This window comes from Dokdonia ponticola, from assembly GCF_042653865.1.
GTDB lineage: Bacteria > Bacteroidota > Bacteroidia > Flavobacteriales > Flavobacteriaceae > Dokdonia > Dokdonia ponticola.
This window is the reverse complement of sequence record NZ_JBHSFV010000002.1, coordinates 69952-96126: the sequence shown is the minus strand read 5'-3', so window position 1 is coordinate 96126 and position 26175 is coordinate 69952. Positions and strand designations below refer to the sequence as shown.

Below are 26175 nucleotides of genomic sequence, written 5' to 3'. Positions count from 1 at the left end.
GATTCACGATCAGAGGGAGAGTGAAGTGTTAAAGCGTATAAATACTGATTTACAATCATCATACTTCCTGCATTGTTTAGCTAAGTTCATTTTTAGACTTCTCCCCTGCTTCCCAACTTGATAAATTTGTGATTGTTGTTTTGGCGATATTAGACAACGCTTCTTGAGTAGCAAACGCTTGATGCGGGGTGAGGATTACTTTAGGGTGCTGTAATAGTCGATCTAAAAGTGGATCATCTGGTTTATCTGAAGACCGATCATAAAAAAAGATGCTACTTTCATGCGCATATACATCGGTTGCATATCCATTTAATTTATTAGTATCGAGGCTTTCTAATACCGCTTTGGTATCTACAATTGCCCCTCTTGCGATATTAATCAGGTATGCATTGGGCTTCATATACGCAAGGGTTTCTTTATCTATAAGGTGATGGGTTTCTGAATTAAGAGGAACACTTAATAAGATGACATCACTTTGTTTGCAAAGTTCTTTAAGAGGCATATAGGTAATACCAAAATCACGAACGAGATCTTTACTTTCTACAATATCGGTAGCAAGAATGGTTGTTTCAAAACCATGAAGTATTTTAACAATTACAGCCCCTATTCGACCTGTTCCTATAATGCCTACAGTTTTTCCTTTTAAATCCATCCCTATGAGATTAGAAAGGCTAAAATCATATTGTTGCACTTGTGTATTCGCAAGAATAATTTTACGGTTGATGGCGAGTAAAAGCGTAACTGCATGCTCTGCGATGGCATGTGGTGAATATTCAGGAGCGTTGGCTACACGCATCTTTAATTTTTGTGCTTTAAAAAGACTTACATTATCGTAGCCAGCAGATCGTAACGTGATGTATGACACGCCAAAATCTTTCAATTTTTCTAACACATTAGGAGACGCATCATCTGCCGAGAATATAGAGATCGCCCTATACCCCACAGCGAGCATGGCAGTGTGTGTTGTGAGTCGTTCTGATGTGAAATGTAGATCATGTGTCTTCTGATTTGCCTTTTCTAAATAAGGGATTTCAAAATCTTTTGCAGAATAGATGAGTGTTTTCATAAATTAGATACCCTTACCATCATTTATAATAAGTAATTGTTGTTCTTCAAGTACCCAAAGAAGTATTTTAATATAATCTTTGATCGCCTTGCGTGTGCTCTCAGGTTGCGTGATATCTATACTCCCCTTCCAAATAGTTTCTCTCTCCTTGGTAGGACAAATACAATATAGCGCAGATTCTGCATGATACACGGTGTAGACATCCATATACTCATCTTCTGCATAAATCTTTTGATTGGTATAATAATCTTCTTCAAAACTATTGAAGAGCGTATCAAAACCATCGTACGACTGTAATAAGCTTTTTCGGTCTTCTGCGCCTATGATTTTTGAGACTAGAATGGCATCAAACCCTTCTTCTAACATCGCATTTTCTAATAGATCTAACTCTTCTTGCGTATGGGGACGTTGGGTATACTCTTTATCAAAAAACTGATCACTTACAACGGCATTCACTCCTTTCTTCTCAAGTTCATCTACGAGCTTTTTTTCAAAACGTTGTCTATTCTCCACATCGTTTGTCATTGCCAGAACCAATACTTTTTCTGCGGCAAACAGATCAATTTCAGGGTTTTTCCAATTCTCTACCAAATCGCTTGACATGCAACTTGTTAAAAGAAGTAGTACACTACCTATAAAGCCATATAAAATCCTTCTCATATTATTATTTACTTGCTATTGATTTTTGTTTTCTTTTTTTAAAACTATGTTTCATCAGATCAAAAATGGCGGTTTTGATTTCTCGGTACCTATCATTAAAGTCATTTAATTTGATTTCCAGCAAAAGATGTCTGTCTTTAAACGCTTTTTCTTTTTGGCTTTCATTAATCCCGTCTACAAGCACTTCCAGTGCATTGCGGTGTTCTACTAACATTTGGCGTATCTCTGGTATTTCTTGCTTACAACTTTGTAATTTTGATACCAATTTTTGAGCTTCATCAAAATGGTCATCAGACAGCAGTAATAACGTATTATCGCTCAATAGTTCTTTTAAGAAAAGCCACTCCACCTCTACAAAATCGAGCGTGGATTGCCATTTTATGGTAGTTTCATGAATTTCTTCTGGACTATGCCATTCTAGATATTTGAATTTATATTGATTAGTATACATGGTGTTTTGTTTTTGGATGAGTTTGCTTTCGCGAAAGCGTATACATAATTACTATACCCTTAGATAAAAAATATGAGGCAGTGAGATAAAACTTGTTGCCTCATATTTAGTGCGTTATGCAATTTCAATTTTACGTTTTTGTGGTATTTCTAGTTCTTTGTTTTTTTGAAGCGTAAGTTTTAAAATACCGTCCTGATAATTTGCAGTCACCTCTTGGTTTTGGTTAACCGTAGAAGGTATTTGAAGTTGGCGCTCGAAACTTTCGTAGCTAAATTCTTTACGGGAATAATTTTCTTTTTCTTCTACGTCTTCTTTCTTTTTTGAGGCACTTACAGATAAAATATCATCTGCTAGTGTGACATCAATCTCCTCTTTTGAGAATCCTGGAACAGCTAGTTCTATCTCAAAATGATCATCGCTTTCTTTTACATTCATTGCTGGCATATTTCTCCTACTTGTAAAAAAGTCATCCTCAAAAAAACCATCTGAATTCATCAAGTCATTAATCCCTCCGTCTATCCAAGGGAATCTGTTTCTGTTAAATTTAAATAGTGACATCATAATAAAGTTTTAAGTATTACTTCTTTAAAAGTACTATGAATGTGTATCGAAAACTATGATATTGGTCAGTAAGACATCGAAAAACTACTTTTTATTGCGTTTTAAAATTCCTCCACAATACTCAAAAATATTAGATTTAAGTGCTTTATACGTGGTGATAAATTGATTGTAATCTGCAGAAATCCTTTGCCTTTTTTTCTCCATTGATGGATCAAGAGGCTCTGTATCATGAGACTCCAAGAGCCCTCCCAATTCATTATCATAACTGATTACACGTTCTTGTATCTTTTTATACTGCGTTTTGATGTTTAGAAGTTGCGTTTTAAAATGCTCAAGACGTTCAAAAAGATTAGGCGTATTGGGCTCAAACACATAGGAGTGAATGAGTTGCTCAATAAAGTGAAGTTCGGTCTCAATAAATAAAAGATTTGATTTCCATTCTTTGGCTTCAGAGTGATAGCCATTCTGTATATTTTGGGTCTGTGTTGTCATAATCGCGTGATCTATCTTTATATTAAAAGACAAAATTAGAACCTCTTCAAAAAGGAAACTATGACATTAATCAGCTATATACATTTCAGTAATCTGGTGAAGTTTTGGGATCTCTATATTCCAATGAAAATGATGTTGTAATTTTACTCTGAAAGCGTCGCTTGCACTGGCTTCGCCATGCACTAAGAACACTTTTTCCGGGATGTTTTTTATGGCACTTACCCAATCGATTAAATCCTTTTGATCTCCATGCGCAGAGAGGCTCTGTATTTGGTGTACTTGTGCTTTTACAGGATAATATTTACCATAAATTTTTACTTCATGCACGCCTTCTTGTAATTGACGTCCTCGGGTACCTTCGGCTTGATATCCTACCAATAATATACGAGTCGTAGGATTATCGATAAGTTGTTTTAAATAGGTAAGCACGCGTCCTCCAGTGACCATCCCACTTCCTGCAATGACAATTTTTGGAATAGGTTTATCTATGACTTCCCAGGTTTCTTTGTAGGAAGTGACAATATGAATATGATTACAAATGGCTTTGTATTCTTTTGGGCTTATTTTATGCCATTCTGGAAAGCGTTCAAATACAGAGAGTACATTATTTCCCATAGGACTATCTACATACACAGGAATATTGGGGATACGGTTTTTAAGATGTAATTTCCACAGGATATACATTAATGTTTGCAATCGTTCTACTGCAAAACTTGGTATGATAAGGGTCCCTCGTGTGTAGACAAGTTCTTTAATGAGATCTATTAATTTTTGATCTGTGTCTTCTTCTTGATGTAATCTATCCCCATAGGTACTTTCTAAAAATAGGAAATCTGCCCATTCAGGTTTTTTCGGAGCTCTTAATAAAAGATCGTGAGGTCTTCCTACATCTCCCGAAAACACAAAAATGGTTTCATTTATTTTTAATTCAATATACGTGGCACCTATAATATGCCCAACAGGCATCCATCTACAATAAATTTTATCATGTAATTCTATCCATTTTTCTGGTTCGATGGCTTTAAACTGTGTAATGGTTTTTTGTGCTTCTTTTTCAGTATAAAAAGGGAGCGCAGGATGGTGTTTTGTAAATCCTTCTTTGTTGGCACGTTCTGCATCTTCTTCGTGTATTCTTGCACTATCGTTTAAAATAATAGCTGCGATTTCTAGTGTGGGAGATGTTCCTAGAACTTGTCCTTTAAAGCCTTGTTTTACCAATCTTGGTAAATATCCTGTGTGATCTAGGTGTCCATGGGTTACTAAAACAAGATCTATAGTAGACACATCAAAAGGTAAAGGTTCCCAGTTTAGCTCTCTTAATTCTTTAAGCCCTTGAAACATACCGCAATCAATAAGTATATTGAATGTAGGGGTTTCAATAAGGAACTTAGAGCCTGTGACAGTTTTTGCTGCTCCTAAAAAGTGGACTTTTATTTTTTGAAGAGAGGTTGCGTTAGGCATTACAGAGTAGTTTTAGTTCGTTAAGAATATGTTCTTTTCGTTTTTCAGAAATTCCTAAATGGTCTAAGTAAAAAGCAGCTACTATTAATTGTTTACACAGTACAATACCTCTATCTAATAAAAACTCTTTTTCTCTATTAGAAAGTAGTGTTAATACGGTGATAGGATACAATCCAATTCTATCAATTCTATCTTTTAGACCGTTACCTTTGGGGAAATCCCAACTTAACAGATAAAGTCCTACACATTGACCATACTGTATCGCATCTTTTGTGAAACGGGTATTTGTGGCTACCCAACCAGCATTTTTGCAGTCTTGAGATTGAGTTATCATTAGATCTTGATATCGAGAATGGATATATAAAGGGATTTTTACATCACAATTACGACCTTCTTCCCCATGAAATTTACACTCTACAAATAGTTTTTCTGTATTCTTGGTGGCAATTACATCGATCTCATGGGAAACACACTTGCCTTCTACATATTGACCTACCGCCACTTGATATCCTGAGTGACTTAGGATTTCTGCTATAAAATGCTCAAAAGGAAATCCTGTTGGACCTAATTCATAAATTGCTTTTTTGAGTTTGTATTTAGAGGCAAAAACAGATTTCTTTTTTTTGAGGAGGACAAACGCTCGATTATAGATTTCTTTAGTAGAAATACCTTGATACAACTCATCGCGAACAATGTCTATAATTTGCTGAATATCCTTTTCACTGGCACCACTATGCCGGAGTGATTTCTTAAGTTTCGGCAACGAGAAATCTACCTTCTCCCCTGACGATTTTTGAACCTTAATAATTGATTTTCCTTTCATTGAAGTAATGGCATTGTCTTACCATTGATAGCACATTTGATCTAGGTTTAAGCAATGCTTCTTTTCTGTTGTGAAGTGCATGGGTACGCTTTCGCGAAAGCGTATAAACAATACTCTATATTCTAACGGTATTCTTTGAAGAAATCACGAATCAACGCTTTTGTTTGGTTTTCAGTCATACTATCGACAGTCTTCAGGGCAACTACTTTACTCGAAAGTTTCTCATACCTTTCTTTGAGTTCTTTTCTGAATTTCTCCGCGGTTTCTGCAGGTCCAAAGAGCGCTAGTTGATCTGCATCTTCTGTATGTGCAACAATATTTTTGAAATAACTTCTCAATTGCTTTTTTTCAAGTGCTAGATATTTACTATCATGTACCACATCTTGTGGTCCTCCCTTTAGTCTAGTTCCTGACCCTCCATGAATCCGGAAGCTATCTACTTCTGAAGGAATGGTTTCAAAATGTTCTCCATTTTCTGTGATATGAAGGATAAGCGCTTCACGTTTATCCATCCAGATTCCAATTTTTTTCATTTTTCTAAGTGTTTAGTTTCTAAAATCATGCAATGCCATAATAGGCACTTTTGAATACAATCCAATTTCTTTGACCATGGGTCTAGAAAGCAGGCTTCCAAAGAAGGAATGCTTTTTATTAATAAAAGCAATCATATCACTATCTCTACTTTCAACAAAATATCTAACGGCTTCTGAAGGAGATGAACCATGGAGGGTATGAAATGTATAGTTTACCTCTTCAAAGCATTCTTCTAGCAGCTTTTTGTTATTTTCTTGAATATCGCTTAGGGTATCATCTGTCGCTACATGGACAATACAAATAGATGCTTTTGTCAGTTTTGCGATATCTGTAAGGTATTGCAATTCTCTACGTTTAAAGTGTGTTTTAAAACTGGTAGGAAAAACAATTTCTTTGAGAATAGCAAAACGAGCCTCTTCTGGAACTGCTATGACAGGGCAGTTTCTCAAATTCTCCATGATCGTGATGGCATTACTTCCAAAGACGACACCGCCTGCATTAGTGCTTCCTTTGGTTCCCATTATAACCATATCAATATCTTTTTTTTCAACGATGTCTTTAAGACCTGCAAGTAGTGAATTGAATTGTGATATGGTGTAAAAGGAATGTTTCTCATTACGATCTCTAAAAGAAAGCATATCTAATACTTTTTCAAGTCCTTCTCCTGATTTCTTTTTCTCTCTTTCATATTCCAATTCGCCAGGTTCTGGGACCATCATATTTTCAAGAGCATAGCCTCTTACGGTATATACGTTAAGAATGTAAAATTCACATTCTTTATCCTGAAACAAATCGGTTGCATAGCTTATGGCATTCCACGCATTTTTTGAGAAATCAGTAGGTAATAAGATTTTTGTTTTCATAGAGACTTAGGATTTATATTGATTAAAAGTAAGAGTAATTAAAGGGAGTAATTATGATATTTGTCAATCTTGATCTGTAAATATTAGTACAGGCACTGTTGAATGGAATCCTATGTTTTCTACAATATTTTCTTTGAATAGTTTTTTAATAAGACTGTATTTATGATACGTAAGCACAAGTAAATCTACATCCATTTTCTTGACAAACTCCTCGAGTACTTTTTCCTTTTTTGATGTATTTTCAAGCCAATGGGTGGTATAGTCTACATCTGAAAGGCTGTCCTTTGTTTTTTTATAATTGGCTTCAAAAACATGTTCAGGGCTTTTTTGATTATAAATATGTGTGATTTTTACTGTCGCATTATTGGGTTTTATAATCTCTTTTAAGGTATTAATCGCATGGGTAAATATGGGCGTTTTAAAGTCAGTTGCAAGCGCAATTACTTTAGGAGGTGTGAAGTTTGCATTTTCTGGAACTACTAGAATAGGTAGTTTTCGTATTTTTTTTATTAGCTTAATGGTTTGGCTTCCCATAAATAATTGTCGCATTCCTGAAGCTCCTTTGGTTCCCATGACTATGAGGCTAACTGTTTTTTCCCTCTGTAATTTATTGACACTTTTAAATAAAGGAAAACCTGTCATGATCGTCTCAAAGTGAATTTTTAATCCTTCTGTATCTCTTGTGATTTTATGGATTAATTCTTCAAAACTTTTTGTCACTCTTTTTTCTATATCAAGATATAAATCTTCATTACGACCAATATCAATTCTGCTTGTAGACATGGAAAACTCACTTTCATACGAATGGATAAGTATAATTGTATATTCTTGTTTTGGAAAAAGTCGTGTAGCATATAATAAAGCATTGTATGCATTATCTGAAAAATCTGTGGGAACGGCAACGTATTTCATAGGTACTATTATTTACATTAACAAAGGGTATTAAACCATAGATCCCGCTGAAAACCGGGATTAGCCTGCCTGCTGGCATAGGCAGGTTCAACTAGTTATTTTTGAATTTGTCCTATGACTTTTTCAAAATAACGTTTCACTAATAACTCATTATAAAACTAAGAGATATTGAAAACAGAAACTATGATATTAGTCAGTTAATGAAGGTAATACTAGAAATGGGATGGTTGTGTGATGTACCATTTTTTTAATAATAGGTTCTCTTACAATTTTCTGTAATAGACTTTTAGGATATCTAATCATTGCTAGTATATCGATCTCTAATTCGTCATTAAAAATAGTAATCGCTGTTTCTATGGTATTAAAATGTGGGATGACATGAAAATGACATTGAACATCTACTAATAAATTTTCAAGCGTTTCTAAATGTGTTTTTTGATTTTTGGAGAGTATAGGGTCATGATACACTTCTATCATACGCAATGATGCATTCCATTCTTTAACAATATCAATGAGAGGTTGTATCTCTTCTTTTGAATAGGCTCGACTGAAATTAGTAGCAAAAGCAATTTTTTCAGGGTTTTTATAGGTACAATTCTCTGGGACAATGAGTATAGGTCTCTTGACTGTAGAATTGACAAGATGAAAGGTATTGCTACCCCATAGTACGCTTTTTAAACCAGTAGCCCCCTTTGATCCCATAACAATAAAATCATAAGTGTCTATGGGTATGTTTTTGAAGACTTCATCTAGTGCTCCTAGATGTGCTTTTACGGTATACGTATGCTTTTTATTTTCATTTAAGCTATTGATTTTTGCTAAGAGATTTTGTAACTGTTCTTCAGCTACGAGTTTACTACTTTGATACATAGTCCCTACTTGTTGCGAGCTTTTTCGTAACAGGTTTACAGTAGAAGGTTTGTAGGTGTGTAACAACGTAAATATCACTTCTTCATCTTGAAATAAAAGCCTTGCATAACTCAGTGCATTATGTGCATTTTGAGAAAAATCGGTAGGAACTATAACACGTTTCATCTTTATTTTTTTTGCATAGAAGGAATGACTAAAAAGGGCGTTTTAGTATGATGCACGATCTTATTAATCACTGGGACAAATAACAAATTTTCAAAAATACTGTGACGGTTGTGTATCATGACCAAAAGATCTATCCGGTGTTTTGATTGAAAATCTTCTATGGCTTCTAGCACATCCATGCCATCGCTTATTTGAAATTGATGCGCATTTTCTTTAAAAAATTTATCTAGTGCATCTCGTACTTCTATCTGCCTTTGGTCAAGGGGTACTCCATAATAAGCATTTAAAAAAATAAGCCGAGAGGTATGCCAGTTACAAATGTCTTTTACAATTGATATCCCTTTATTGTTCATTGATAATTCATAATCTGTTGCAAATACAATGTCTTTTGGTGCTTTGTAGGTGTACATACTTGGTACACAAATAATAGGAACTGTTGCTTTTTTAATTGCATGAAGGGTTTGTGAACCAATAAAAATCTCCTTAAGACCCGAAGCCCCCTGTGTCCCCATGACTATCAAATCTATCGCACAGGTTTTTACACATTCGGCAATTTCCTCTACTAGAAGATTACAAGAAGCTATTGTTTCAAAGGTGTGTAAATCATTGGGAAACATTTTTTTAATTTTCTGTATGGTCTTTTCCAATTTTGCTTCTGACGTTTTTTTATACAATTCTCCTAAGTCTACCTGTAGAGAAGTATGATATTCATAAATAGTCGATGTATATAATGATACAGGGCTGTACGTATTTAAAAGGTGAAATCTGCATCGTTCCTTTTTCATAAGTTGTACTGCGTACTGAAAGGCATTGGTTGCATTTTCGGAAAAATCTGTTGGGATTAATATATTTTTCATAGTATGATTCGTTTAGCTAGTAAATATGTTTAGACAAAGGGTTATCGCCTTTTTAAATTTTGAAAAACAAGCAATGGAATTTTGGTATTTAGACTTATGCTATCAATACTAGATTGGTTTAATAACTCTTCCATATAGGAATGTCTTGAATTGACCATAACAATCATCTCTATACCCTCTGCCTCAATGTATGTATTTATTGTTTTTGCAATAGGGCCATAATCCCTCCGTACATATTGAATGGTATTATCACCTAAGCCATATTCTATTAATGCTTTGTTGTCTTCTTGTCTTAAGGAAAGCCTGTCATAATTAGAGAGGTATAATAAATGTATGGTAGCTCTGTAACTTTTTGCTAAACAGGATAATAGTTTCAACTCTCTGTTTTTATACGGCACCATAAAATTTGAAGGAAACACAATTTGAGTAGGTCGTTCATAAATATACTCAGAAGGAATACCTAATACAGGACACGTGACATACTTAAGCATTTGTAATGTATGACTACCATATGTGATCTTACTATCATTTGTTTTGCCTTTTGTACCCATAACAATAAGGTCTATATTTTCTTCTTCCACAAGGTCATCTGCTGCATCTATTAGGCTTTCAAACACAGCCTTGGGAATGAACGTATGCTTTGGGTTAGGAAAATGGTCTTGTATTTTTTGAAGAGTAGCCTCCAATTGTTGATTAACTTCTATTTCACAGACCTTTTTATAGTCTTCAAGTGATTCTTTTGAAACTACCGTTGTATTTGCATATACCTGATCTGCATAAGCATGAAGAATATAAATATCAGCTTTTTCATACTTAAAATACTGGAGTGCACAGGTAAGCGCGTTCCATGAATTTTCTGAAAAATCTACAGGAATTAGAATCTTTCTCATCGGGATAGGGTTTAGCTTTCTTATGCTCAAAAATATCGCTTGCCCAAATCAATAACTATGATTTATGTCAGCTAAACTTTTTATTCATGTACGATTAAGAATGGCGTTTTCTTATGATAATTAATCGTTGTGTCTGTGGAAGGAGAAAACAAGAGATGCTCTGAAAAATTCATATTTTTGGCAAATAAAATAACAAGATCTACCTGCTGCACATCAATAAAAAATTGTAAAGCTTCATCCATCGTCTGATTGACCACAAAATGAAAACTATGGTCTAAATTTGAAAAAGCTTCTTTTAAAAATTGCTTATTTTCTTTTTGATCGATACTAACGATACCGTTTTTCTTCAATAGATTCAATATAGTGAGATGTGCATTTCCTATCGTAACCATGTCTGATATGACCTTTAATGCTTTAGAGTTGTGCTTAAAGTTAAAATCTGTCAGTAACGCCATTTCTTTGGGTACTGGACAGGGAGTGTCTTGGGGTACTACAAGTGCTGGACATTTTACACGAGTAATTACTTCTCGGGTATAACTTCCTATCACGCTATCTTCAAACACATTAGACTGTTGGGTTCCCAAAACAATCAGATCAATATTTTTCTCAGTAACGACTTCTCGCAATGTTTTAATAAAACTCCCTTTTCTTTCTAAAGAAGATATTTTGTGATGTGCAGTTATCTGTTTATTTGAAATTTTAAGCCATTCTTTAAATCTAGTATGAATAGCAATATTTTTATGTATTTCTAAATCCCCGTCATCTACAATATGACCGTTTGTATGAGTATTTACATGGATGATATAAAATTGTATAGCAACATTCTCAAAGAAGCATAATGCGCAGTGTAAAGCATTCCAAGATACTTCAGAAAAATCAACCGGAATTAAAATATTTTTCATTCTAAATCATTTGTAACAAGAACAAATATATTTTGATGAACGGTGTGTAACTATGACAAATATCAGTTAACGCACTGTTTTACATATAACAAATCACATCTACCTAAATTCCATATAATTACTTATTTAACTATACGTTGAACTATCGCAAGAATCCCGATAAAGAAGAATGAAAAATAAAGCAAGTCTTCTGAATGTATACTGCGGTGTATTCACTCATATTTTTTCGCTAATAAATGTGCTTATGATACTGCTATCAAGTAAAAAAAGAGTCATAGTAGCACAAATATCGGCTTAAGTATATGTGGATTTTATATACTCTAACGCTTCGCTCTCCCTTTATTCATGAATCTCACAAGTTCGATTTTTCGAACCTGCCTGCAGCAGGCATGAGAAAACTCACCCTCTCATACGAATACTTAACTCAAATTACTCAACCTCTCTGAGGCCTTCTATATCTAATATTTTAATGTTGCGCCCTTCAATTTCTATAAATCCATTTTTCTTGAATTCAGAAAGAGTACGTATTAAACTCTCTGTTGCTATGCCCGCAACACTCGCTAAGTCATTTCTAGAAATCCGAATTCCCTCTTCTGGTTTTTTATCAAAGACTGCTACAAATTGTAAGATGGTTTGTGCCGTTTTTTTACGTACAGAACTGTACGCCATTTGTAATAATTGGGATTTAATATCTGAAAGATTATCGGTTAAGAGTTCCATGAGTTCTAGAGATACTTTTTGGCTTTTTTCTAAGATATCTTTCAGGTCATTTTTTACGACTGATGCAAGTTTTGCCTCTTGTATGACCGTTGCTGATTCCTGATAGGGTATATTATCTATAAAAGATGTAAATCCTAAAAAGTCATCTGGTTTAAACAATGCTGTGATGAGTTCTTTGCCATTTTCGTCCATTTTATGGGTTTTTACAATACCTGATAAAATTAAATAGATATGGTTTGAGTTGTCTCCTTCTTTATAAATGACTTGTCCTTTTTTATAAGTGACTAGGGCTCCAGCATCATCAAAAAAGTTCTTTAACTCATGAAGGCTACGTATTTGGTCTTCATCTTTTTGCTTTGTTTGCTCCTCTACTAGACTGGATAATATGATTGATTTTGCAATACGACTTTCGATCGCACTGAGAAGATCTTCTTCTTCAAAGGGTTTTGTGAGATAATCATCTGCCCCTAGATTCATTCCTCTTCGTATTTCTTTATGTTCGGTTTTTGCAGAGAGAAATATAAAAGGGATATGGCTTGTCTCTTGATCTTGAGATAGTGCTTCAAGGACTTCATAGCCATCAGCTTCGGGCATCATGATATCACATACTATAATATCTGGTAGGTTTTCTTTGGCAACCGTAATTCCTGAGATTCCATTTGCTGCGGTGATCACATGATAATTTGCCAGTTCTAATAATTCTGCGGTGTTTTCGCGTAAAGCGGTATCATCTTCAATCAATAAAATAGTTTTCATACAAAGCTTATGTTATAATTGATCCTCTCTCAAAGGGATGGTAAACGTAAATGTCGAACCTACATTTTCTTTACTAGAAAAAGAGATATTACCTCCTAAATTTTCAAGATGAGTTTTTACAATATTAAGTCCAATCCCAGTTCCTTGATTGGTTAAAGCATTTTCTGCCCTAAAATATCTGTCAAAAATAAATTTTTGCTCATTATCTGGAATCCCAATTCCCTCGTCTCTTATAGCAATTTGTAATTGCTTAGCTTCTTTAGTAACCTTAATTGCTACCGTTGAGTTTTCGCTTGAATATTTTATAGCGTTATGAATAAGATTTGTGAGTGTTAATTCAATTATTTTTTCATCAAACGTTATCGTCAAATCACCTATATTTTTGGGATATTTAATGATTTGTCCATCTTTAAGATACATGTTAGCATCATAAATAACCTCGTCAAAGACTTTACTGATAGGGAATGATGTAAAGTTATACTTGACTTTACCTGATTGTAAACGCTCTATAGATAAGAAGTCATCTATAATATTATTTAGATATTTCACCTTTCCTTGTATTGTTTTAAGGTGTTTTTCTCTTTTTTCTTGTTGGTCTTCTCTGGGATATTTTCCTACAAGGGTTGCCGAGGTAAGAATGCCGGCTAATGGTGTTTTAAATTCGTGAGAAACTAAAGATAAAAATTTTGTTTTTAGTTCATTAAGTTCTTTTTCTGCTTTGAGTGCTTCTGTAAGTTGTTCTGTACGTTCTTTGACTTTTGCTTCAAGGTAATTATTGAGATTTTGGATTTCTTCTTCTTGTTTTTTACGTATTGTAATATCAGTTACTAATGCCATGATATAGGAATGCCCATGTAATACAAAAGGGTTGAGTCCAACCTCTACAGCGATTTCAAAACCTTCTTTGTGCAAACCATACAAGTCTCTTCCTATACCCATCTGACGCTTATCTTGATCCGCCATAAAATTTTTAAAGTGATGGTGATGATTGTGATGGTATTTTGTTGGAATTAATGTCTCAAGCATAGCACCTTCTATCTCTTCCTTTTCATAGCCAAATATAGATCTGACAGAAGAATTGCTCGCTACAATTTGTCTTGATTTATTCACCACAATAATACCCTCTGAAACACCTTCAAAAAGGGTTATAAAAGTATCTTCTATGCTTTCTTTGAAAAAATTCATAGTATAAAAATACACTATTCTAATGAAAGCAAGAAGATGATACTTGTCATAGTTTTTCTTTTATTTCACTAGTAATTTTAAAGAATTATTTAAACATGAAGACAATGACACTTTCCCTAAAAAACAATAGCTTACTTTACCAGCATCTTGGGAAGCTATTTTATGCGGTAGCCATTTCAGATAGGACAATTCAGGATACAGAATTTGAAGCCTTACAAAAATGTATTCATGACTATTGGATTGGCTACAATGATCTTAACCAGATATTTAAAGAAAACCCTGCACATACGATAGAGGCCGTATTTGAAGGAGTTGAAGCTTTTGGGTTGGAGGGTCATGAAATGTATGGGGACTTTGTTTCTTATAAAAAAGAATATCCACATCTCTTTACAAAACCTCTTAATACGCTTATTCTAGACACCGCAAAAACAATTGCTCATGCTTTTGGAGGTATAGAACGTTCTGAACAAAAAATACTCATAGCACTTGAGAAAGAACTTAGTACTAAAGATTAAGAGCGTATTAATTATTGATAATTAGAAAAATAAATGGAATTTTTTGAAAATATAAGTCGGTGGATGAAGGATCACCCTATTTCTTCCAATATCCTGAAATACTTGATCTGGGCAGTATTCATCCTACTGACCATTGCATTTTTAAGGCGATTGTTACGGAAAAAACTTCCAGATTCAGCTATCAGATATAAATCTCAAAAAGCAGTAGAAGTTTTGGGATATATATTGCTTGTGATTGTCACTATATCCTTCTTCACAGGAAGCATTAAAGACTTTGCTCTGGCTATCGGGTTACTTACAGCAGGTATTACAATCACATTACAAGAGTTAATTTTGAGTGTTGCTGGTTCCTTCTATATTTTTTTTGTAGGTGTCTACAAGCCGGGTGATCGAATAGAAATTAATGGTATTAAAGGCGATGTAATCGATGTAGATAGTATATATACCACTATGATGGAAATAGGTCAATGGGTCTCTAGTGATAATTATAGTGGAAGAATTGTAAAACTCAGTAACGCTTTTGTATTTAAAGGGCCCGTATATAATTACTCAAAGGATTTCCCTTTTGTTTGGGATGAATTTAATCTTCCTATTAGATATGATTCTGATATTGAATTAGCAAAAACGATTGTGGTCCAAATTGCTTCAGAAACATTATCTGAATACGTATCACAATCTATTGCAGAATGGCAACAAGTTGTCAATAAATATTACATAGAGAATGCACAGGTAGAGCCTACACTAGCGATTACTATGACAGACAATTGGATACAATTCAATCTTCGATATATCGTGGACTTTAAAAAAAGAAGACTCACAAAACACTTACTAAATGAACTCATTGGCACTGCCATTCAAAAAACAAATGGAAAAGTACAACTGGCCTCTATGACTGTTGAGATTGTTCGAGTACCCAGTATGGTTGTAAAACAGGAAGAAGATCCTCATTCTGGTGTAATCAACTCATAAAAAAATTAAAGTGTTAAGCCATCCATAGAACCAAAAAAAAATACGATACCTATGGTAAAAATTGGGAATCCTCTTAAAAACAGATTAAGACGTTATCAATAAATACACTAGAATGATATTTATCATAGAATCTTAGAAACAACACAATTACTTTTGGAAGGCATACTAAATATTTCTGTTATGAAAACTAAAGAACAAAAAGATGTATTATTCTATCAAAATTTAGGAAGGCTATTTTATGCCATTGCTTTTATTGATAATACCGTTAGACCCGAAGAAATAGAAACTCTCAAAGAGATGGTTTCTTCCAAGTGGACTTCTCTAGACAATGAGCCCGATGAGCATGGATCTGATAGCGCCTTTCAGATAGAAGTAGTTTTTAACTGGCTAGACAGTGAAGTTTATAGCGCACAAGAGAGCTATGATACTTTTGTAAACTATTATACATCAAACAAATCCTTATTCACAGACAATACAAAAAGAAACATCAAAAAAACGGCAAGCGCTATTGCAAATGCTTTTTCGGGTACTAATAAATCTGAACTTATCATACTTGCCCAACTTAATCTACTTTTATCATAAATAGCTACTCATGAAGTGTAAACTATTCATTATTGGTATATGTCTTTTCATATACGCTTGCAAAAAAGAAAATCCGACTCCCGTACAACAACCGCTTGAAAATAAGACCGAAGCTGCTCCGACTCCCATTACTAATGGCGCGATAGACAAAGATGTTTTAGAAAATCAAGCACGTAAACAATCTATAAAAAAAGAACTCTTTATAGAACAAGAAGATAAAAAAGAAGAGCTTCAAGAACTGGTTACTTCCAAAAAAATATATGAAGAAGAAGATGAGTATGTGCTAGATTACACCTACCCTTATTTAAACGAAAAAATAGATCCTAATTATGCGGTTTTTAACAACTATCTCACAGAGAGTTATCTTAATGTAGAGCGAACTATTAATGAAATACTAGAAGATAAAGAACTCTTATGTGATACGCTTAAAATAGACCGCTTTCGCGAAAAGCGAATCATAGATTACAAACTCCATTCTACAGCAAATAATTTGATCAGTATCTTACTCTATAAGGAGAATTTTTATTCTGGAATGAAGCACTCGGCTTATACTTTTGATTGCCTTAATTATAACACAGAAAACCATACATTTATAACCTTTAGTGATTTTTTCATCCCAGGAGCTGAAGCACAGCTCTTTGAACTTATCAACCAAACGATCACAAATGACATTGAGTCTGGCGACCTCTATTACGATTGCTGGCAACTGACAGAAATGGATTTTAGAGGCTATAAAAACAACTTTGTCATTAATGGTGACTTTGTCGAGTTTTACTTTGATGATTGCGTGATATGTCCCTCCTACACTGGGACCTACTCTATAAAACTTGCATTACCCAAAATCCTACACTTGATCAAACAATACCAACAACCGTTATTGTTATAAAACAATGATATGCAGATCAATCAGTATATAGATCATACATTACTGAGTCCAACAGCGACTTTAGATGATATCAAAAGGCTTTGTCAAGAAGCCATAGAATATCATTTTTATGCGGTTTGTGTTCCCGAATGTTATGTTTCGCTTGCGCGAAACTACCTCACTGAGTATCCCATTAGGGTCGCAGCTACGGTAGGCTTTCCATTAGGATCTATGGCAACCATAACAAAAATTACCCAAGCTAAAAATTGTATTACACAAGGCGCAAGTGAAATAGATATGGTCATCAATATTGGTTTTTTAAAATCTGGGCTAGACGATAAGGTTGAACAAGAAATAGCTAGTATCAAAAAAGCCATAGGAGACCATGTGCTTAAAGTCATTCTAGAGATCAGTTACCTTAGTAATAATGAAAAACAACGAGCAACAACACTCGCCATAAAAGCAGGTGCCGATTTTATTAAAACCTCTACAGGTTTTGGCTCTAATCCTGTTACCCCTGAAGATATCATTCTATTAAAAGAATTTGCTGGCACTGATATACAAATAAAAGCTTCTGGAGGTATCAAAGATGCTAAAACGGCACAACTCCTCATAAAAGCAGGCGCAAGCCGTATAGGCACCTCAGCAGGAGTCAATATTGTCACATAAACACAACCGCTATGAGTACACATATAGAAGCAGAAAAAGGAGCTATCGCAGAAACAGTGTTGCTTCCAGGAGATCCGATGCGTGCTAAATGGATTGCTGAAACATTTTTAGAAAATCCCATTTGTTACAATCAAGTAAGAGGAATGTACGGATATACCGGATATTATAAAGGAAAACGAGTCTCTGTTCAAGGGACGGGAATGGGTATCCCATCGGCATTAATCTACTGTCATGAACTCATTAATGACTACGGAGCAAAACAACTCATACGGGTAGGCTCTGCAGGTTCCTATCAAAGTGATGTACAAATACGTGATATCGTGATAGCCATGGCAGCTTCCTCTACATCAGGAATCAATAACTCTCGATTTATCAATGCAGATTACTCCCCTACTGCTAATTATGATCTTTTTAAAAAAGCTACCGAGTATGCAAACACACATCATATTAAAATAAAAGCAGGAAACGTACTCTCTACCGATGAATTTTATGAAGACACCTTTGACGATTATAAGAAATGGGCGCAGTTTGGTGTACTGTGTGTAGAAATGGAAGCGGCAGGCTTATATACCATTGCAGCAAAGTACAATGTAAAAGCACTGGTTATTTTGACCATATCTGACTCCTTAGTCACTGGAGAACGTACCTCGTCATCAGAAAGAGAAACTTCTTTTACAAAAATGATTGAGATTGCTCTAGGAACTATTTAAATGGGTAGAACATTAAAAATAAGCCCATTCTTTTTCGCAATCAACAAATTAGTATTTTACATCTTAAAAGTAAAAACAGGTAATTTTGCATGATTTGCAATATCTTCTCCTAAACTTCCATTAAAAAAATGAGCAAGTCCTTTTCTTCCATGTGTTGGTATAGCCAATGCATCTGCACAAACTTTTTTTCCATAATCAAAGATGGCTTGTTCTATACTGTATCCATCTAAAAAGACAACCTCATCTGGACGTATAGGAGCCTGAAAGTCGGCAATGGCAAGGAACTCATTGGCAGCTTGATCCATTTCTGTAGAACTCTTAAAAGCAGTCCCTGGTACGTTTACATAGACTAAATCCACAGCAGCACCTAGTTGTTGAAAAAAACGCATTGCTTTACGATATACGAGTATATTTTCGATTTTAAAATCACAAGCAAATACCACTCTATCAACTGTAAAATTAGAAATCTGCTCTTTAATCACCAGTACAGGTATTTCTGAGGTGCGAACTACTTTTTCTGTATTAGACCCTACAAAAACCTCTGAAATTCCTGAACTCCCATGAGAGCCCATCACGATTAAATCAGCTCCTTGTTCTTTAGCAACTTCATTAATATCTGTGAAGTTTTTGTAGTTCTGTACAATTTCAGAAACAACTAACCCTTCTAAGAAACTTCTTGATTCTATTGTTTGAAATCGCTTTTCGGCCAGTTTCATATAATACACTGCTTCTGCTACTTCCTGTTCTTCGTTTTTTGTGAGCACTGCTTGAGAAAGCCCTAACATATGTAACAATATAATTTCAGCATCATACTTTTTGGCGAAAGCCGACGCAACCTCTATGGCATATTCTGAGTAATTTGAAAAATCTACAGGAACTACTATTTTTTTCATGAGAGTATTTTTAAATATTAATGAGAAGTCATTGATTCCTTACGTTTTTTGAGTTGCTTCTCTATATCTGAAATCGTATTTTTTACAGCAACTTCATAATTCTCTTCAATAGAAGACGCATAGATACGAGGACCAGGAAGACTCATTTCAATTTCGCAACTACATGTTTTACCTTTAGGATCATTTAACTTTTTAATAAAAACCTGTGCTTTTATTAGCCATGGATATTTGGTAGCTAATGGATCTATTTTATTGTGTATGTATGTTGTGAGTGCATCACTGGTGGCTATTTTAACAAACTGTATTTCGGTAGTCATCATTTTTAAGTTTTAAATTATATACTTCAAAAATAGTTGGACTCTCTTTTAAAAAATATGATATGAGTCATAGAACAGTGCGTTATTCCAAGAATTTACTCGATAATTGAGATGTAAATGTGCTGAGGTAATATACTTTTGTGTATTCAAAATCGATACATAACGCCTGCGCTTAAGGTTATAAAATCGATATTTAAGGTTTCCTGTGTCATTTGTAATGTAATTGGATAGTTTGATGAAGAGCGATACCGTATTTCAGGAGTAAATACCCAATGGTCAAATAGAGGTATGGTAACACCAGTCCCCAATTGCCAATTCAATTTGAACGCTGTTTTTTGATTATTTATAGTGAGATCACTTTTTAAACGAATCCGATTATAAATGGTGCCTAGACTTAGATAATATCCTATCTTACTTTTATTAAAAGGCAATCGGAGTCGTCCTCCAAAAATGTATCCGCTTTGATTAAAATCAATATGTTCTTCGTTAAAACCTTCATTCGTTTCAAATTGATCCCAATGAAAACCAGTATAAAAAGTTAGATGTGGTAACACATCATACGTGACTTCCAGTTCTAATCCATTTCCCACACTAAGATCTGTATCCATAAAAGATGTTGTTGGGAAATTAAGTTGAGGTCTAAAAGCAACACCCCAACGCTCTTGCGCATTACAGGTGAGTGCGACTCCTAAAACAAATAAAGCGACATGATAGAGTTTTTTCAAAATAGTGGATGTATTTATTGCTAAAGTAGCCTCTTAATCATTCTGAAAAAATGATCTTTATCAGCTTCTATTATAGCGTGAACAGTAATTGTTTTTTGTTAAGAGAAATTTTTAAAAATAAGTTTGAAAATGATTACTACACTATGATGATGATCATTTACTATGAAATTTCTTAAATGTACTTTTAAGATGTAATCTTAAAACTCATCTTATGAAAACTATATTTCTTATTAGTATTTTGATGTTTTCTATTAGCTTACAAGCACAAATTATAGAAAACATAGAACAAATTACTCCTTTTCATGATACCTATGCAGCTATTCAAAAAGGAGATCAGTGGGCGTTCATAGATAAAGAAGGAACTATTGTTGTAGACTTTAGAAATGATCTTGTACCAATACCCTGTGTTCATGGTAAAAACGAAATAGAACACCCTATTTTTAATGCTGGACTTTCATTAATCAAACAAACAAAGGAAAATATTGAATATTATGGATACATCAATACAAGTGGAGAGATAGTCATTGAACCTCAATTTATAAAAGCACTCCCATATAACGATGCAGGTCTTGCCATAGTACATAAACTTACAAGAGAAACCATTGGTCAAAATAGTATTTTAAATAAAGATCTGATTAGGTACACCTATGGTGAAATAGTTATTGACTCCACAGGAAATATGGTAAAGTATCTTTTAGGACCTACTCATGTGATCCCTAACAAAGGACGGTTTTTAAAAATATATCCTATAAAATCATATTTTATAGATGATTTTATGGTTGCCACACAAGGAGATAATAAAAAATGGACCATTTATCATATTTCAACGATGTAAGATTGTATTTTACATGATCAAATAGACAGCGATGACAGTTCATGACTTCACATTACAAAAAAGCGTATTACAACGATATGTTTCACAATTAAGGGATCAAGAAATTCAAAAAGATGCTATGCGATTCAGAATAAACATTGAACGTATAGGGCATATTCTTGCATATGAGATGAGTCAAGAACTATCCTATAATGCAAGTACCATCACAACTCCTTTAGGGACTAAAGAGATGCTGTTACCCCAAGAAAATATAGTGGTTGCGGCAATTTTAAGAGCAGGATTACCTCTACAACAAGGGGTTGTCTCCTGTTTTGACAATGCTGAGCAAGCATTTATTTCTGCCTACAGAAATCATCCAGATGCAGACACGTTAGAGATTATCGTGAAATACCTTGCAGCACCATCACTAGAAGGAAAAACACTCATCTTATGTGATCCTATGCTTGCAACGGGTCATACCCTTGAAAATGTACACCTAGCACTTAAAAAACACGGATCCCCAGATAGTATACATATTATAAGCGTTATAGGATCTGATGATGGTGTGAAGTATATTCGGGATATCTTTCCAGACAACACCCATCTATGGATCGCTGCTATTGATAAAGATTTGAATGATAAAAAGTATATTATCCCAGGGTTAGGAGATGCCGGAGATCTATCGTATGGTAACAAGCTGTAATACTAAATAATCCTTGGAGTAAGTTCACAAGGTACACGCGAGATACTAAAATCACAACCCAAAACTATTACACGCTATAGATCCCCTAAAAAGTGGGATTAGCCTGCCTGCCGGGATAAGCAGGTTTAACTGACTATTTTGAATGCGTCTTTCAGACTTTACAAAACAGCGTTTCACTAATAAAAGCGACCTAATATTAATTACTAGGTCGCTTTACTATACAATGCCTTTTAATTTAAATGATATTAAATACTATGTGTTATACGAAACAAATTGATCAAAATACTTTTCTATAACAGAAATAAACTCCCCCAACTTTAATAAAATTAAATCAATTAGACTTTATAAAATCTATTTGAATTTTTATCTATCTCTATAATAAAAAGTATTCGCGTCAAATTTCTAAATGTAAAAGAACATCATATACCAGTATCATAAAGGTATGAGAGCTTACTATTAAAAACTATGACATATATCAGTTTTTGTTTTTTTTAATTACTCTTTAATTCTTCTTTTCTTTTTAACGCTTCTTTTTCTTTTTTTCTAAAATATCTTTTAAAAAATATAGAGCGTTTCAAAGCTTCCATATTCTCATTAAATTTTGCGGTACCTTCCTTAATATGTTGCATCGTACTATCAATATTCTTCACGAGATTTTCATCTGAACTAAGATAATGCACCACCCCTTTTTCGTTAGCTAAACGAGCTACTATCGTATCTAAAGAGGCACTTACGTTTTGTATATCTTGACTTGCTAATGTGATGTTTTCAATACTCATTTTTACCTTACGCCCCTGAATACTATCACCCAATAGCACCCCTACCACACTATCTTCCATGTCAATACGATTTATAGTCTCCGATAATTCTTGTGTCATGATAGATATATTTTTACTAGAGCTTTTTAAGTTTTTTATGGTGCTCTCTATGTCATTAGCTAATGCTTCGTCTTTTAACAAAGACGTTATTGTTCCTTCTCCACTCAATATTTCGGTAGTGATTTTAAGAAAATCAGCAGAGAGTAGTGCTAAGTTTTCATTGGTAGAATTAAGTGTTGTTAACATATTATCTGTGCTTATACGACTATAACTAGCAATGGTATCTCCAGACACTACCGCGGGTAATTTTCCTTCTGTAGGGAGGATATTTACAATCATGTTCCCCACCAGTCCATCGGAACCTATACTAGCCACGGCATCTTTTTTAAGATGCGATGTCATACTTTCTTTCAGTAACATTTCTACTAAAATAAGCGTATCTGATTGCATTTGAATACTGTGTACAGTACCTATATCAATACCAGAATATCGTACATTGTTACCCAGTTGTAATCCATTTACATTGGCAAAATAGGTGTTGATTTTTATAGTATTTGAAAATATATTTTGTCTGTTTCCTATAAAGTATAATACAATCACAAGAAGTATGGTTCCTAAGATTACAAAAACTCCTAGTCGTATTTTATTTTTAGAAGATTTTTCCATGAGTCCTATTATTTAAAAAACATTTTAATTTTTGGGTCTTTAGAAGAAGACAATTCTGCATACGTTCCTTCTGCATAATTAATCCCGTCTACCAGCAATATAATTCTATTAGAAATCACACGGGCGCAGTCTACATCATGCGTAATGATAAGCGATGATGTCCCATACGTATCTTGAATACTTCGCATTAATTGTATGATCTCTTTTGCAGTGATAGGATCTAGACCAGTGGTAGGCTCATCATAAAGCATGATACTTGGTTTTAGAATCAATGCTCTCGCTAAAGCTACTCTACGTTTCATTCCTCCTGACAGCTCTGCAGGCATTAAATCTATAGCGTCTAATAAACCTACATTTTCTAAAGCTTCATGTATGAGGTTTTGTGTGCTTTCGCGAAAGCGTAATTTGTCCCGATGTCTACGTAACGGAAATTCTAGATTTTCACGCACCGTCATTGAATCGTACAAAGCGCTTCCTTGAAATAAAAATCCAATCTCTGTGCGTAAAAAATCCAATTCTGTTTGCCCTAAAGCAGTAATATCTTTGTCCCGTATCTGAATACTTCCTGAACTTGCTTTCATTAACCCTACGAGACATTTAATCATCACAGATTTTCCAGAACCCGACTTTCCCATGACCACTAAATTTTCTCCAGGATATAGTGTTAGGTTAAACCCTTTAAGTACTTGATGATCTCCAAAATTTTTATGCAAATCTTTGATTTCTAAAACGGGTGTTATGTTGGTAGTGGTTTCCATTAAATTTCAAAAAATATATCAGCTATAAATACAGCAATAAAATCGACAATAAACAGGAGCATTGAAGCATAAACAACAGCCGAGTTGGATGCCTCTCCCACACCTAATGTTCCTTTTTTACAATGATATCCTTTGTAACATCCTATAAGACCTATCACAAAACCAAAAAAGAACGTTTTGATCGTTGCGGGTAAAACATCGCCATAGGATAAGGCTTTAATGACCTTATTAAAATAAAGGATAAATGAAACGCTCCCTTTTGAGTATTCGACCAAAGAGGAACCAAAAAGGGCAATTGCATCTCCAAATATAACCAATAATGGAAGCATTAAAGTGGTGGCGGTGATACGTGTGACAACAAGATATTTAAAGGGATTTGTTCCAGATACTTCCATAGCGTCTATTTGTTCTGTGACGCGCATAGATCCAAGTTCTGCTCCAATACCTGAACCTATTTTTCCCGCACAAATAAGAGCTATAACAACAGGTCCTATCTCTCTTACTATAGAAATACTTACCATAGATGGCATCCAAGAAGAGGCGCCAAATTCTAATAAAGTAGGACGTGACTGAAGGGTAAATACAAGTCCTAATATAAAGCCAGTAACTCCTACTAATAGAAGAGATTTATTACCAATAACATAACACTGTTTTAAAAGTTCGCTAGTTTCATAAGGACTTTTAAATAATTCCTTAAAATACCTTAAAGCAAAATAAGAAATATCTCCAATCTCTTTTAAAAATTCACGTAATCGTACTGGATATGTGATTTTAAACTGCATATACCAAATGTAATTTCTGATACTGATCAGAACTATGATATTAATCAGGTATATAATAGTATCACTATAAGGGCTTTTACAAATCTACCTACAGACAAGAAGGAGCGTACCTAGTTATTTTTTAATCTTTTAAAAAGAAGGTGGGTTTCTCTATATTTAAAATGAGTTCGTCAACACCTGTATTTTTTATAAGCCTTGATGTAAAAGAAATAGGTCGAGTGCTAATCACATTAGCGTCTGCGTGTAAAACTTCGTCAACAATCTGGAGTTGGTTGCCTTTAGTGCCTGTAAGCTCTGAGAGATGAAAATAAGGGACGCTACGTTGATCAAAATCTTCTTCAATCTGAGAAATCTCTTCGCTTTTAAACATAGGTTCCGATTCTGAAAGTCTTAATACAGATACCTTTACCTTAGTACGATCTAAAATTTTAAACGCTTTATCGAAAATATAGGTAGAATACACATTTTTTTCATCCAAAACCAAAAGTACATTATGTATGGGTGAATAGGTGTAGTTATCCGGTATAATAAATACAGGACAATCGACTTTACGCACCACGCGCGTGCTGTGACTTCCAAACAATCGCTCTGTAAAATTAGATTGTCCGTTAGATCCCATTAAAATACAATCAATCTCATACGATTTTACAGCTTGTTTGATCGCATCTGTAAAAACATCATAATCTATAAGTGCTGTAAATGTATAATCCTCATCTGTATAGGTGTCTTCAAGATGCGCTATTTTTTTTTTGAGTTTACTTTTTGAGGAAGATAATATCGTATCATAGACGGTTTCGCCTTCATTAGCAGTCATTAGATCATCTGTTGTATATTCCCATACTTTTACGACATTAAGAAAATAAAAATGACAAGATTGTCCACTGAAAAAATCCATAGCATAGGTTGTAGCATTTATAGAATAGGATTCAAAATTTGACAAAATGAGTATATTTTTCATAATCGCAGTATTTATGCTTCAAAATTATGCTTGAAATACCATGAAAGCTATGATAAATATCAGTAATGTGCAAGAAGTACCCCATGGGGTCGCGGGTTAGAAAATCTATTGATCAACTTGAAAAGCTGATGCGTTCAAATCTTCAACTGGTATAATACCCCTTTTACCCGCTTCTAAACATCCATATATTTTATTTTTAGAATTGTAGGGTTATTACATCCCTTCTTTTTAAATTAGCGAGTCTTCAAGGGCTAATTAGTTAC

Annotated in this window: 31 protein-coding genes; 8 read left to right on the top strand and 23 right to left on the bottom strand. The window is 34.2% G+C overall.

Annotation, left to right across the window (positions count from 1 at the left end; all coding sequences use genetic code 11):
• Positions 1–76: 76 nt before the first annotated feature.
• The 16 genes from ACFO3O_RS04465 to ACFO3O_RS04390 form a co-directional block, all read right to left on the bottom strand.
• On the bottom strand, positions 77–1066 hold the full coding sequence (locus ACFO3O_RS04465; protein ID WP_379977338.1) for a 2-hydroxyacid dehydrogenase: 990 nt from the start codon (positions 1064–1066) through the stop codon (positions 77–79).
• A gap of 3 nt (positions 1067–1069) precedes the next feature.
• Positions 1070–1726: a hypothetical protein gene (locus ACFO3O_RS04460; RefSeq protein WP_379977337.1), complete on the bottom strand. Its 657-nt coding sequence runs from the start codon at positions 1724–1726 to the stop codon at positions 1070–1072.
• Between the two features lie 4 nt (positions 1727–1730).
• Positions 1731–2177 carry a hypothetical protein gene (locus ACFO3O_RS04455; RefSeq protein WP_379977336.1) on the bottom strand — a complete coding sequence of 149 codons (447 nt, stop codon included), beginning with the start codon at positions 2175–2177 and terminating at the stop codon, positions 1731–1733.
• A 114-nt stretch (positions 2178–2291) separates the two neighbouring features.
• Positions 2292–2738: an Hsp20/alpha crystallin family protein gene (locus ACFO3O_RS04450; protein ID WP_379977335.1), complete on the bottom strand. Its 447-nt coding sequence runs from the start codon at positions 2736–2738 to the stop codon at positions 2292–2294.
• 84 nt (positions 2739–2822) lie between these two features.
• Complete coding sequence (locus ACFO3O_RS04445) at positions 2823–3230, bottom strand: hypothetical protein (protein WP_379977334.1); 408 nt, start codon at positions 3228–3230, stop codon at positions 2823–2825.
• Positions 3231–3296: 66 nt separating this feature from the next.
• The gene (locus tag ACFO3O_RS04440; RefSeq protein ID WP_379977333.1) at positions 3297–4691 is read right to left on the bottom strand and encodes an MBL fold metallo-hydrolase RNA specificity domain-containing protein; all 1395 of its coding nucleotides are present in this window, start codon (positions 4689–4691) and stop codon (positions 3297–3299) included.
• On the bottom strand, positions 4684–5514 hold the full coding sequence (locus ACFO3O_RS04435; RefSeq protein ID WP_379977332.1) for a restriction endonuclease: 831 nt from the start codon (positions 5512–5514) through the stop codon (positions 4684–4686). Before ACFO3O_RS04435 ends, ACFO3O_RS04440 begins: the two co-directional genes overlap by 8 nt.
• 122 nt (positions 5515–5636) lie before the next feature.
• Complete coding sequence (locus ACFO3O_RS04430; protein ID WP_379977331.1) at positions 5637–6047, bottom strand: hypothetical protein; 411 nt, start codon at positions 6045–6047, stop codon at positions 5637–5639.
• Between the two features lie 12 nt (positions 6048–6059).
• Positions 6060–6911 carry a universal stress protein gene (locus ACFO3O_RS04425; RefSeq protein WP_379977330.1) on the bottom strand — a complete coding sequence of 284 codons (852 nt, stop codon included), beginning with the start codon at positions 6909–6911 and terminating at the stop codon, positions 6060–6062.
• A 63-nt stretch (positions 6912–6974) separates the two neighbouring features.
• Positions 6975–7823, bottom strand: a complete 849-nt coding sequence (locus tag ACFO3O_RS04420; protein WP_379977329.1) for a universal stress protein — start codon at positions 7821–7823, stop codon at positions 6975–6977.
• 189 nt (positions 7824–8012) lie between these two features.
• Positions 8013–8858 (bottom strand): universal stress protein, encoded by an 846-nt coding sequence (locus ACFO3O_RS04415; RefSeq protein WP_379977328.1) that lies wholly within the window; start codon positions 8856–8858, stop codon positions 8013–8015.
• Positions 8859–8860: 2 nt separating this feature from the next.
• A complete protein-coding gene (locus ACFO3O_RS04410) occupies positions 8861–9715 on the bottom strand; it encodes a universal stress protein (protein WP_379977327.1) in 855 nt (284 codons plus the stop codon).
• A 41-nt stretch (positions 9716–9756) separates the two neighbouring features.
• Positions 9757–10605 (bottom strand): universal stress protein, encoded by an 849-nt coding sequence (locus ACFO3O_RS04405; protein WP_379977326.1) that lies wholly within the window; start codon positions 10603–10605, stop codon positions 9757–9759.
• Positions 10606–10685: 80 nt separating this feature from the next.
• Entirely contained in the window at positions 10686–11507 is an 822-nt protein-coding gene (locus ACFO3O_RS04400) for a universal stress protein (protein WP_379977325.1), read from the bottom strand.
• Between the two features lie 429 nt (positions 11508–11936).
• Positions 11937–12983 carry a response regulator gene (locus tag ACFO3O_RS04395; protein ID WP_379977324.1) on the bottom strand — a complete coding sequence of 349 codons (1047 nt, stop codon included), beginning with the start codon at positions 12981–12983 and terminating at the stop codon, positions 11937–11939.
• A gap of 12 nt (positions 12984–12995) precedes the next feature.
• A complete protein-coding gene (locus ACFO3O_RS04390; protein WP_379977323.1) occupies positions 12996–14168 on the bottom strand; it encodes a PAS domain-containing sensor histidine kinase in 1173 nt (390 codons plus the stop codon).
• Between the two features lie 104 nt (positions 14169–14272).
• Here ACFO3O_RS04390 and ACFO3O_RS04385 point away from each other — a divergent pair, with 104 nt between their 5' ends.
• From ACFO3O_RS04385 to deoD, 6 genes are all read left to right on the top strand, one after another.
• Entirely contained in the window at positions 14273–14683 is a 411-nt protein-coding gene (locus ACFO3O_RS04385) for a hypothetical protein (RefSeq protein ID WP_379977321.1), read from the top strand.
• A gap of 33 nt (positions 14684–14716) precedes the next feature.
• Positions 14717–15652 carry a mechanosensitive ion channel family protein gene (locus tag ACFO3O_RS04380; protein ID WP_379977320.1) on the top strand — a complete coding sequence of 312 codons (936 nt, stop codon included), beginning with the start codon at positions 14717–14719 and terminating at the stop codon, positions 15650–15652.
• Between the two features lie 180 nt (positions 15653–15832).
• Positions 15833–16234 carry a hypothetical protein gene (locus ACFO3O_RS04375; protein ID WP_379977319.1) on the top strand — a complete coding sequence of 134 codons (402 nt, stop codon included), beginning with the start codon at positions 15833–15835 and terminating at the stop codon, positions 16232–16234.
• Positions 16235–16244: 10 nt separating this feature from the next.
• A complete protein-coding gene (locus ACFO3O_RS04370; RefSeq protein WP_379977318.1) occupies positions 16245–17120 on the top strand; it encodes an RsiV family protein in 876 nt (291 codons plus the stop codon).
• Positions 17121–17129: 9 nt separating this feature from the next.
• On the top strand, positions 17130–17768 hold the full coding sequence (gene deoC / locus ACFO3O_RS04365) for a deoxyribose-phosphate aldolase (RefSeq protein WP_379977317.1): 639 nt from the start codon (positions 17130–17132) through the stop codon (positions 17766–17768).
• A gap of 11 nt (positions 17769–17779) precedes the next feature.
• Complete coding sequence (gene deoD, locus ACFO3O_RS04360) at positions 17780–18478, top strand: purine-nucleoside phosphorylase (protein ID WP_379977315.1); 699 nt, start codon at positions 17780–17782, stop codon at positions 18476–18478.
• Between the two features lie 56 nt (positions 18479–18534).
• Here deoD and ACFO3O_RS04355 read toward each other — a convergent pair whose 3' ends face one another.
• From ACFO3O_RS04355 to ACFO3O_RS04345, 3 genes are all read right to left on the bottom strand, one after another.
• Positions 18535–19371, bottom strand: a complete 837-nt coding sequence (locus ACFO3O_RS04355) for a universal stress protein (protein ID WP_379977314.1) — start codon at positions 19369–19371, stop codon at positions 18535–18537.
• A gap of 17 nt (positions 19372–19388) precedes the next feature.
• Positions 19389–19691 (bottom strand): HPF/RaiA family ribosome-associated protein, encoded by a 303-nt coding sequence (locus tag ACFO3O_RS04350; RefSeq protein ID WP_379977313.1) that lies wholly within the window; start codon positions 19689–19691, stop codon positions 19389–19391.
• 143 nt (positions 19692–19834) lie between these two features.
• Positions 19835–20413 (bottom strand): outer membrane beta-barrel protein, encoded by a 579-nt coding sequence (locus tag ACFO3O_RS04345; protein ID WP_379977312.1) that lies wholly within the window; start codon positions 20411–20413, stop codon positions 19835–19837.
• A gap of 211 nt (positions 20414–20624) precedes the next feature.
• On the opposite strand from ACFO3O_RS04345, the gene ACFO3O_RS04340 reads away from it, so the two are divergent.
• Entirely contained in the window at positions 20625–21248 is a 624-nt protein-coding gene (locus ACFO3O_RS04340; protein ID WP_379977311.1) for a WG repeat-containing protein, read from the top strand.
• A 31-nt stretch (positions 21249–21279) separates the two neighbouring features.
• Positions 21280–21930, top strand: a complete 651-nt coding sequence (gene upp / locus ACFO3O_RS04335; RefSeq protein WP_379977310.1) for a uracil phosphoribosyltransferase — start codon at positions 21280–21282, stop codon at positions 21928–21930.
• A gap of 491 nt (positions 21931–22421) precedes the next feature.
• Here the strand turns inward: upp and ACFO3O_RS04330 are convergent, their stop codons facing one another.
• The 4 genes from ACFO3O_RS04330 to ACFO3O_RS04315 form a co-directional block, all read right to left on the bottom strand.
• A complete protein-coding gene (locus ACFO3O_RS04330; RefSeq protein ID WP_379977309.1) occupies positions 22422–23414 on the bottom strand; it encodes an MlaD family protein in 993 nt (330 codons plus the stop codon).
• An 8-nt stretch (positions 23415–23422) separates the two neighbouring features.
• A complete protein-coding gene (locus ACFO3O_RS04325) occupies positions 23423–24172 on the bottom strand; it encodes an ABC transporter ATP-binding protein (RefSeq protein WP_379977308.1) in 750 nt (249 codons plus the stop codon).
• Complete coding sequence (locus ACFO3O_RS04320) at positions 24172–24954, bottom strand: MlaE family ABC transporter permease (RefSeq protein WP_379977307.1); 783 nt, start codon at positions 24952–24954, stop codon at positions 24172–24174. The genes ACFO3O_RS04325 and ACFO3O_RS04320 overlap by 1 nt, the downstream gene beginning before the upstream one ends.
• 121 nt (positions 24955–25075) lie before the next feature.
• Positions 25076–25912, bottom strand: coding sequence for a universal stress protein (locus tag ACFO3O_RS04315; RefSeq protein ID WP_379977306.1), 837 nt, complete (start codon positions 25910–25912; stop codon positions 25076–25078).
• Positions 25913–26175 lie beyond the last annotated feature (263 nt).

What these genes read in the sequence shown, in the direction of transcription:
- ACFO3O_RS04440 (WP_379977333.1), bottom strand. Translation starts at nt 4,691, where the DNA reads ATGCCTAACGCAACCTCTCTTCAAAAAATAAAAGTCCACTTTTTAGGA.
- ACFO3O_RS04325 (WP_379977308.1), bottom strand. Translation starts at nt 24,172, where the DNA reads ATGGAAACCACTACCAACATAACACCCGTTTTAGAAATCAAAGATTTG.
- ACFO3O_RS04320 (WP_379977307.1), bottom strand. Translation starts at nt 24,954, where the DNA reads ATGCAGTTTAAAATCACATATCCAGTACGATTACGTGAATTTTTAAAA.
- ACFO3O_RS04450 (WP_379977335.1), bottom strand. Translation starts at nt 2,738, where the DNA reads ATGATGTCACTATTTAAATTTAACAGAAACAGATTCCCTTGGATAGAC.
- ACFO3O_RS04385 (WP_379977321.1), top strand. Translation starts at nt 14,273, where the DNA reads ATGACACTTTCCCTAAAAAACAATAGCTTACTTTACCAGCATCTTGGG.
- ACFO3O_RS04425 (WP_379977330.1), bottom strand. Translation starts at nt 6,911, where the DNA reads ATGAAAACAAAAATCTTATTACCTACTGATTTCTCAAAAAATGCGTGG.
- ACFO3O_RS04390 (WP_379977323.1), bottom strand. Translation starts at nt 14,168, where the DNA reads ATGAATTTTTTCAAAGAAAGCATAGAAGATACTTTTATAACCCTTTTT.
- ACFO3O_RS04460 (WP_379977337.1), bottom strand. Translation starts at nt 1,726, where the DNA reads ATGAGAAGGATTTTATATGGCTTTATAGGTAGTGTACTACTTCTTTTA.
- ACFO3O_RS04430 (WP_379977331.1), bottom strand. Translation starts at nt 6,047, where the DNA reads ATGAAAAAAATTGGAATCTGGATGGATAAACGTGAAGCGCTTATCCTT.
- ACFO3O_RS04465 (WP_379977338.1), bottom strand. Translation starts at nt 1,066, where the DNA reads ATGAAAACACTCATCTATTCTGCAAAAGATTTTGAAATCCCTTATTTA.
- ACFO3O_RS04370 (WP_379977318.1), top strand. Translation starts at nt 16,245, where the DNA reads ATGAAGTGTAAACTATTCATTATTGGTATATGTCTTTTCATATACGCT.
- upp (WP_379977310.1), top strand. Translation starts at nt 21,280, where the DNA reads ATGACAGTTCATGACTTCACATTACAAAAAAGCGTATTACAACGATAT.
- ACFO3O_RS04415 (WP_379977328.1), bottom strand. Translation starts at nt 8,858, where the DNA reads ATGAAACGTGTTATAGTTCCTACCGATTTTTCTCAAAATGCACATAAT.
- ACFO3O_RS04330 (WP_379977309.1), bottom strand. Translation starts at nt 23,414, where the DNA reads ATGGAAAAATCTTCTAAAAATAAAATACGACTAGGAGTTTTTGTAATC.
- deoD (WP_379977315.1), top strand. Translation starts at nt 17,780, where the DNA reads ATGAGTACACATATAGAAGCAGAAAAAGGAGCTATCGCAGAAACAGTG.
- ACFO3O_RS04445 (WP_379977334.1), bottom strand. Translation starts at nt 3,230, where the DNA reads ATGACAACACAGACCCAAAATATACAGAATGGCTATCACTCTGAAGCC.
- ACFO3O_RS04355 (WP_379977314.1), bottom strand. Translation starts at nt 19,371, where the DNA reads ATGAAAAAAATAGTAGTTCCTGTAGATTTTTCAAATTACTCAGAATAT.
- ACFO3O_RS04375 (WP_379977319.1), top strand. Translation starts at nt 15,833, where the DNA reads ATGAAAACTAAAGAACAAAAAGATGTATTATTCTATCAAAATTTAGGA.
- ACFO3O_RS04400 (WP_379977325.1), bottom strand. Translation starts at nt 11,507, where the DNA reads ATGAAAAATATTTTAATTCCGGTTGATTTTTCTGAAGTATCTTGGAAT.
- ACFO3O_RS04340 (WP_379977311.1), top strand. Translation starts at nt 20,625, where the DNA reads ATGAAAACTATATTTCTTATTAGTATTTTGATGTTTTCTATTAGCTTA.
- ACFO3O_RS04455 (WP_379977336.1), bottom strand. Translation starts at nt 2,177, where the DNA reads ATGTATACTAATCAATATAAATTCAAATATCTAGAATGGCATAGTCCA.
- ACFO3O_RS04405 (WP_379977326.1), bottom strand. Translation starts at nt 10,605, where the DNA reads ATGAGAAAGATTCTAATTCCTGTAGATTTTTCAGAAAATTCATGGAAC.
- deoC (WP_379977317.1), top strand. Translation starts at nt 17,130, where the DNA reads ATGCAGATCAATCAGTATATAGATCATACATTACTGAGTCCAACAGCG.
- ACFO3O_RS04435 (WP_379977332.1), bottom strand. Translation starts at nt 5,514, where the DNA reads ATGAAAGGAAAATCAATTATTAAGGTTCAAAAATCGTCAGGGGAGAAG.
- ACFO3O_RS04380 (WP_379977320.1), top strand. Translation starts at nt 14,717, where the DNA reads ATGGAATTTTTTGAAAATATAAGTCGGTGGATGAAGGATCACCCTATT.
- ACFO3O_RS04350 (WP_379977313.1), bottom strand. Translation starts at nt 19,691, where the DNA reads ATGATGACTACCGAAATACAGTTTGTTAAAATAGCCACCAGTGATGCA.
- ACFO3O_RS04420 (WP_379977329.1), bottom strand. Translation starts at nt 7,823, where the DNA reads ATGAAATACGTTGCCGTTCCCACAGATTTTTCAGATAATGCATACAAT.
- ACFO3O_RS04395 (WP_379977324.1), bottom strand. Translation starts at nt 12,983, where the DNA reads ATGAAAACTATTTTATTGATTGAAGATGATACCGCTTTACGCGAAAAC.
- ACFO3O_RS04315 (WP_379977306.1), bottom strand. Translation starts at nt 25,912, where the DNA reads ATGAAAAATATACTCATTTTGTCAAATTTTGAATCCTATTCTATAAAT.
- ACFO3O_RS04410 (WP_379977327.1), bottom strand. Translation starts at nt 9,715, where the DNA reads ATGAAAAATATATTAATCCCAACAGATTTTTCCGAAAATGCAACCAAT.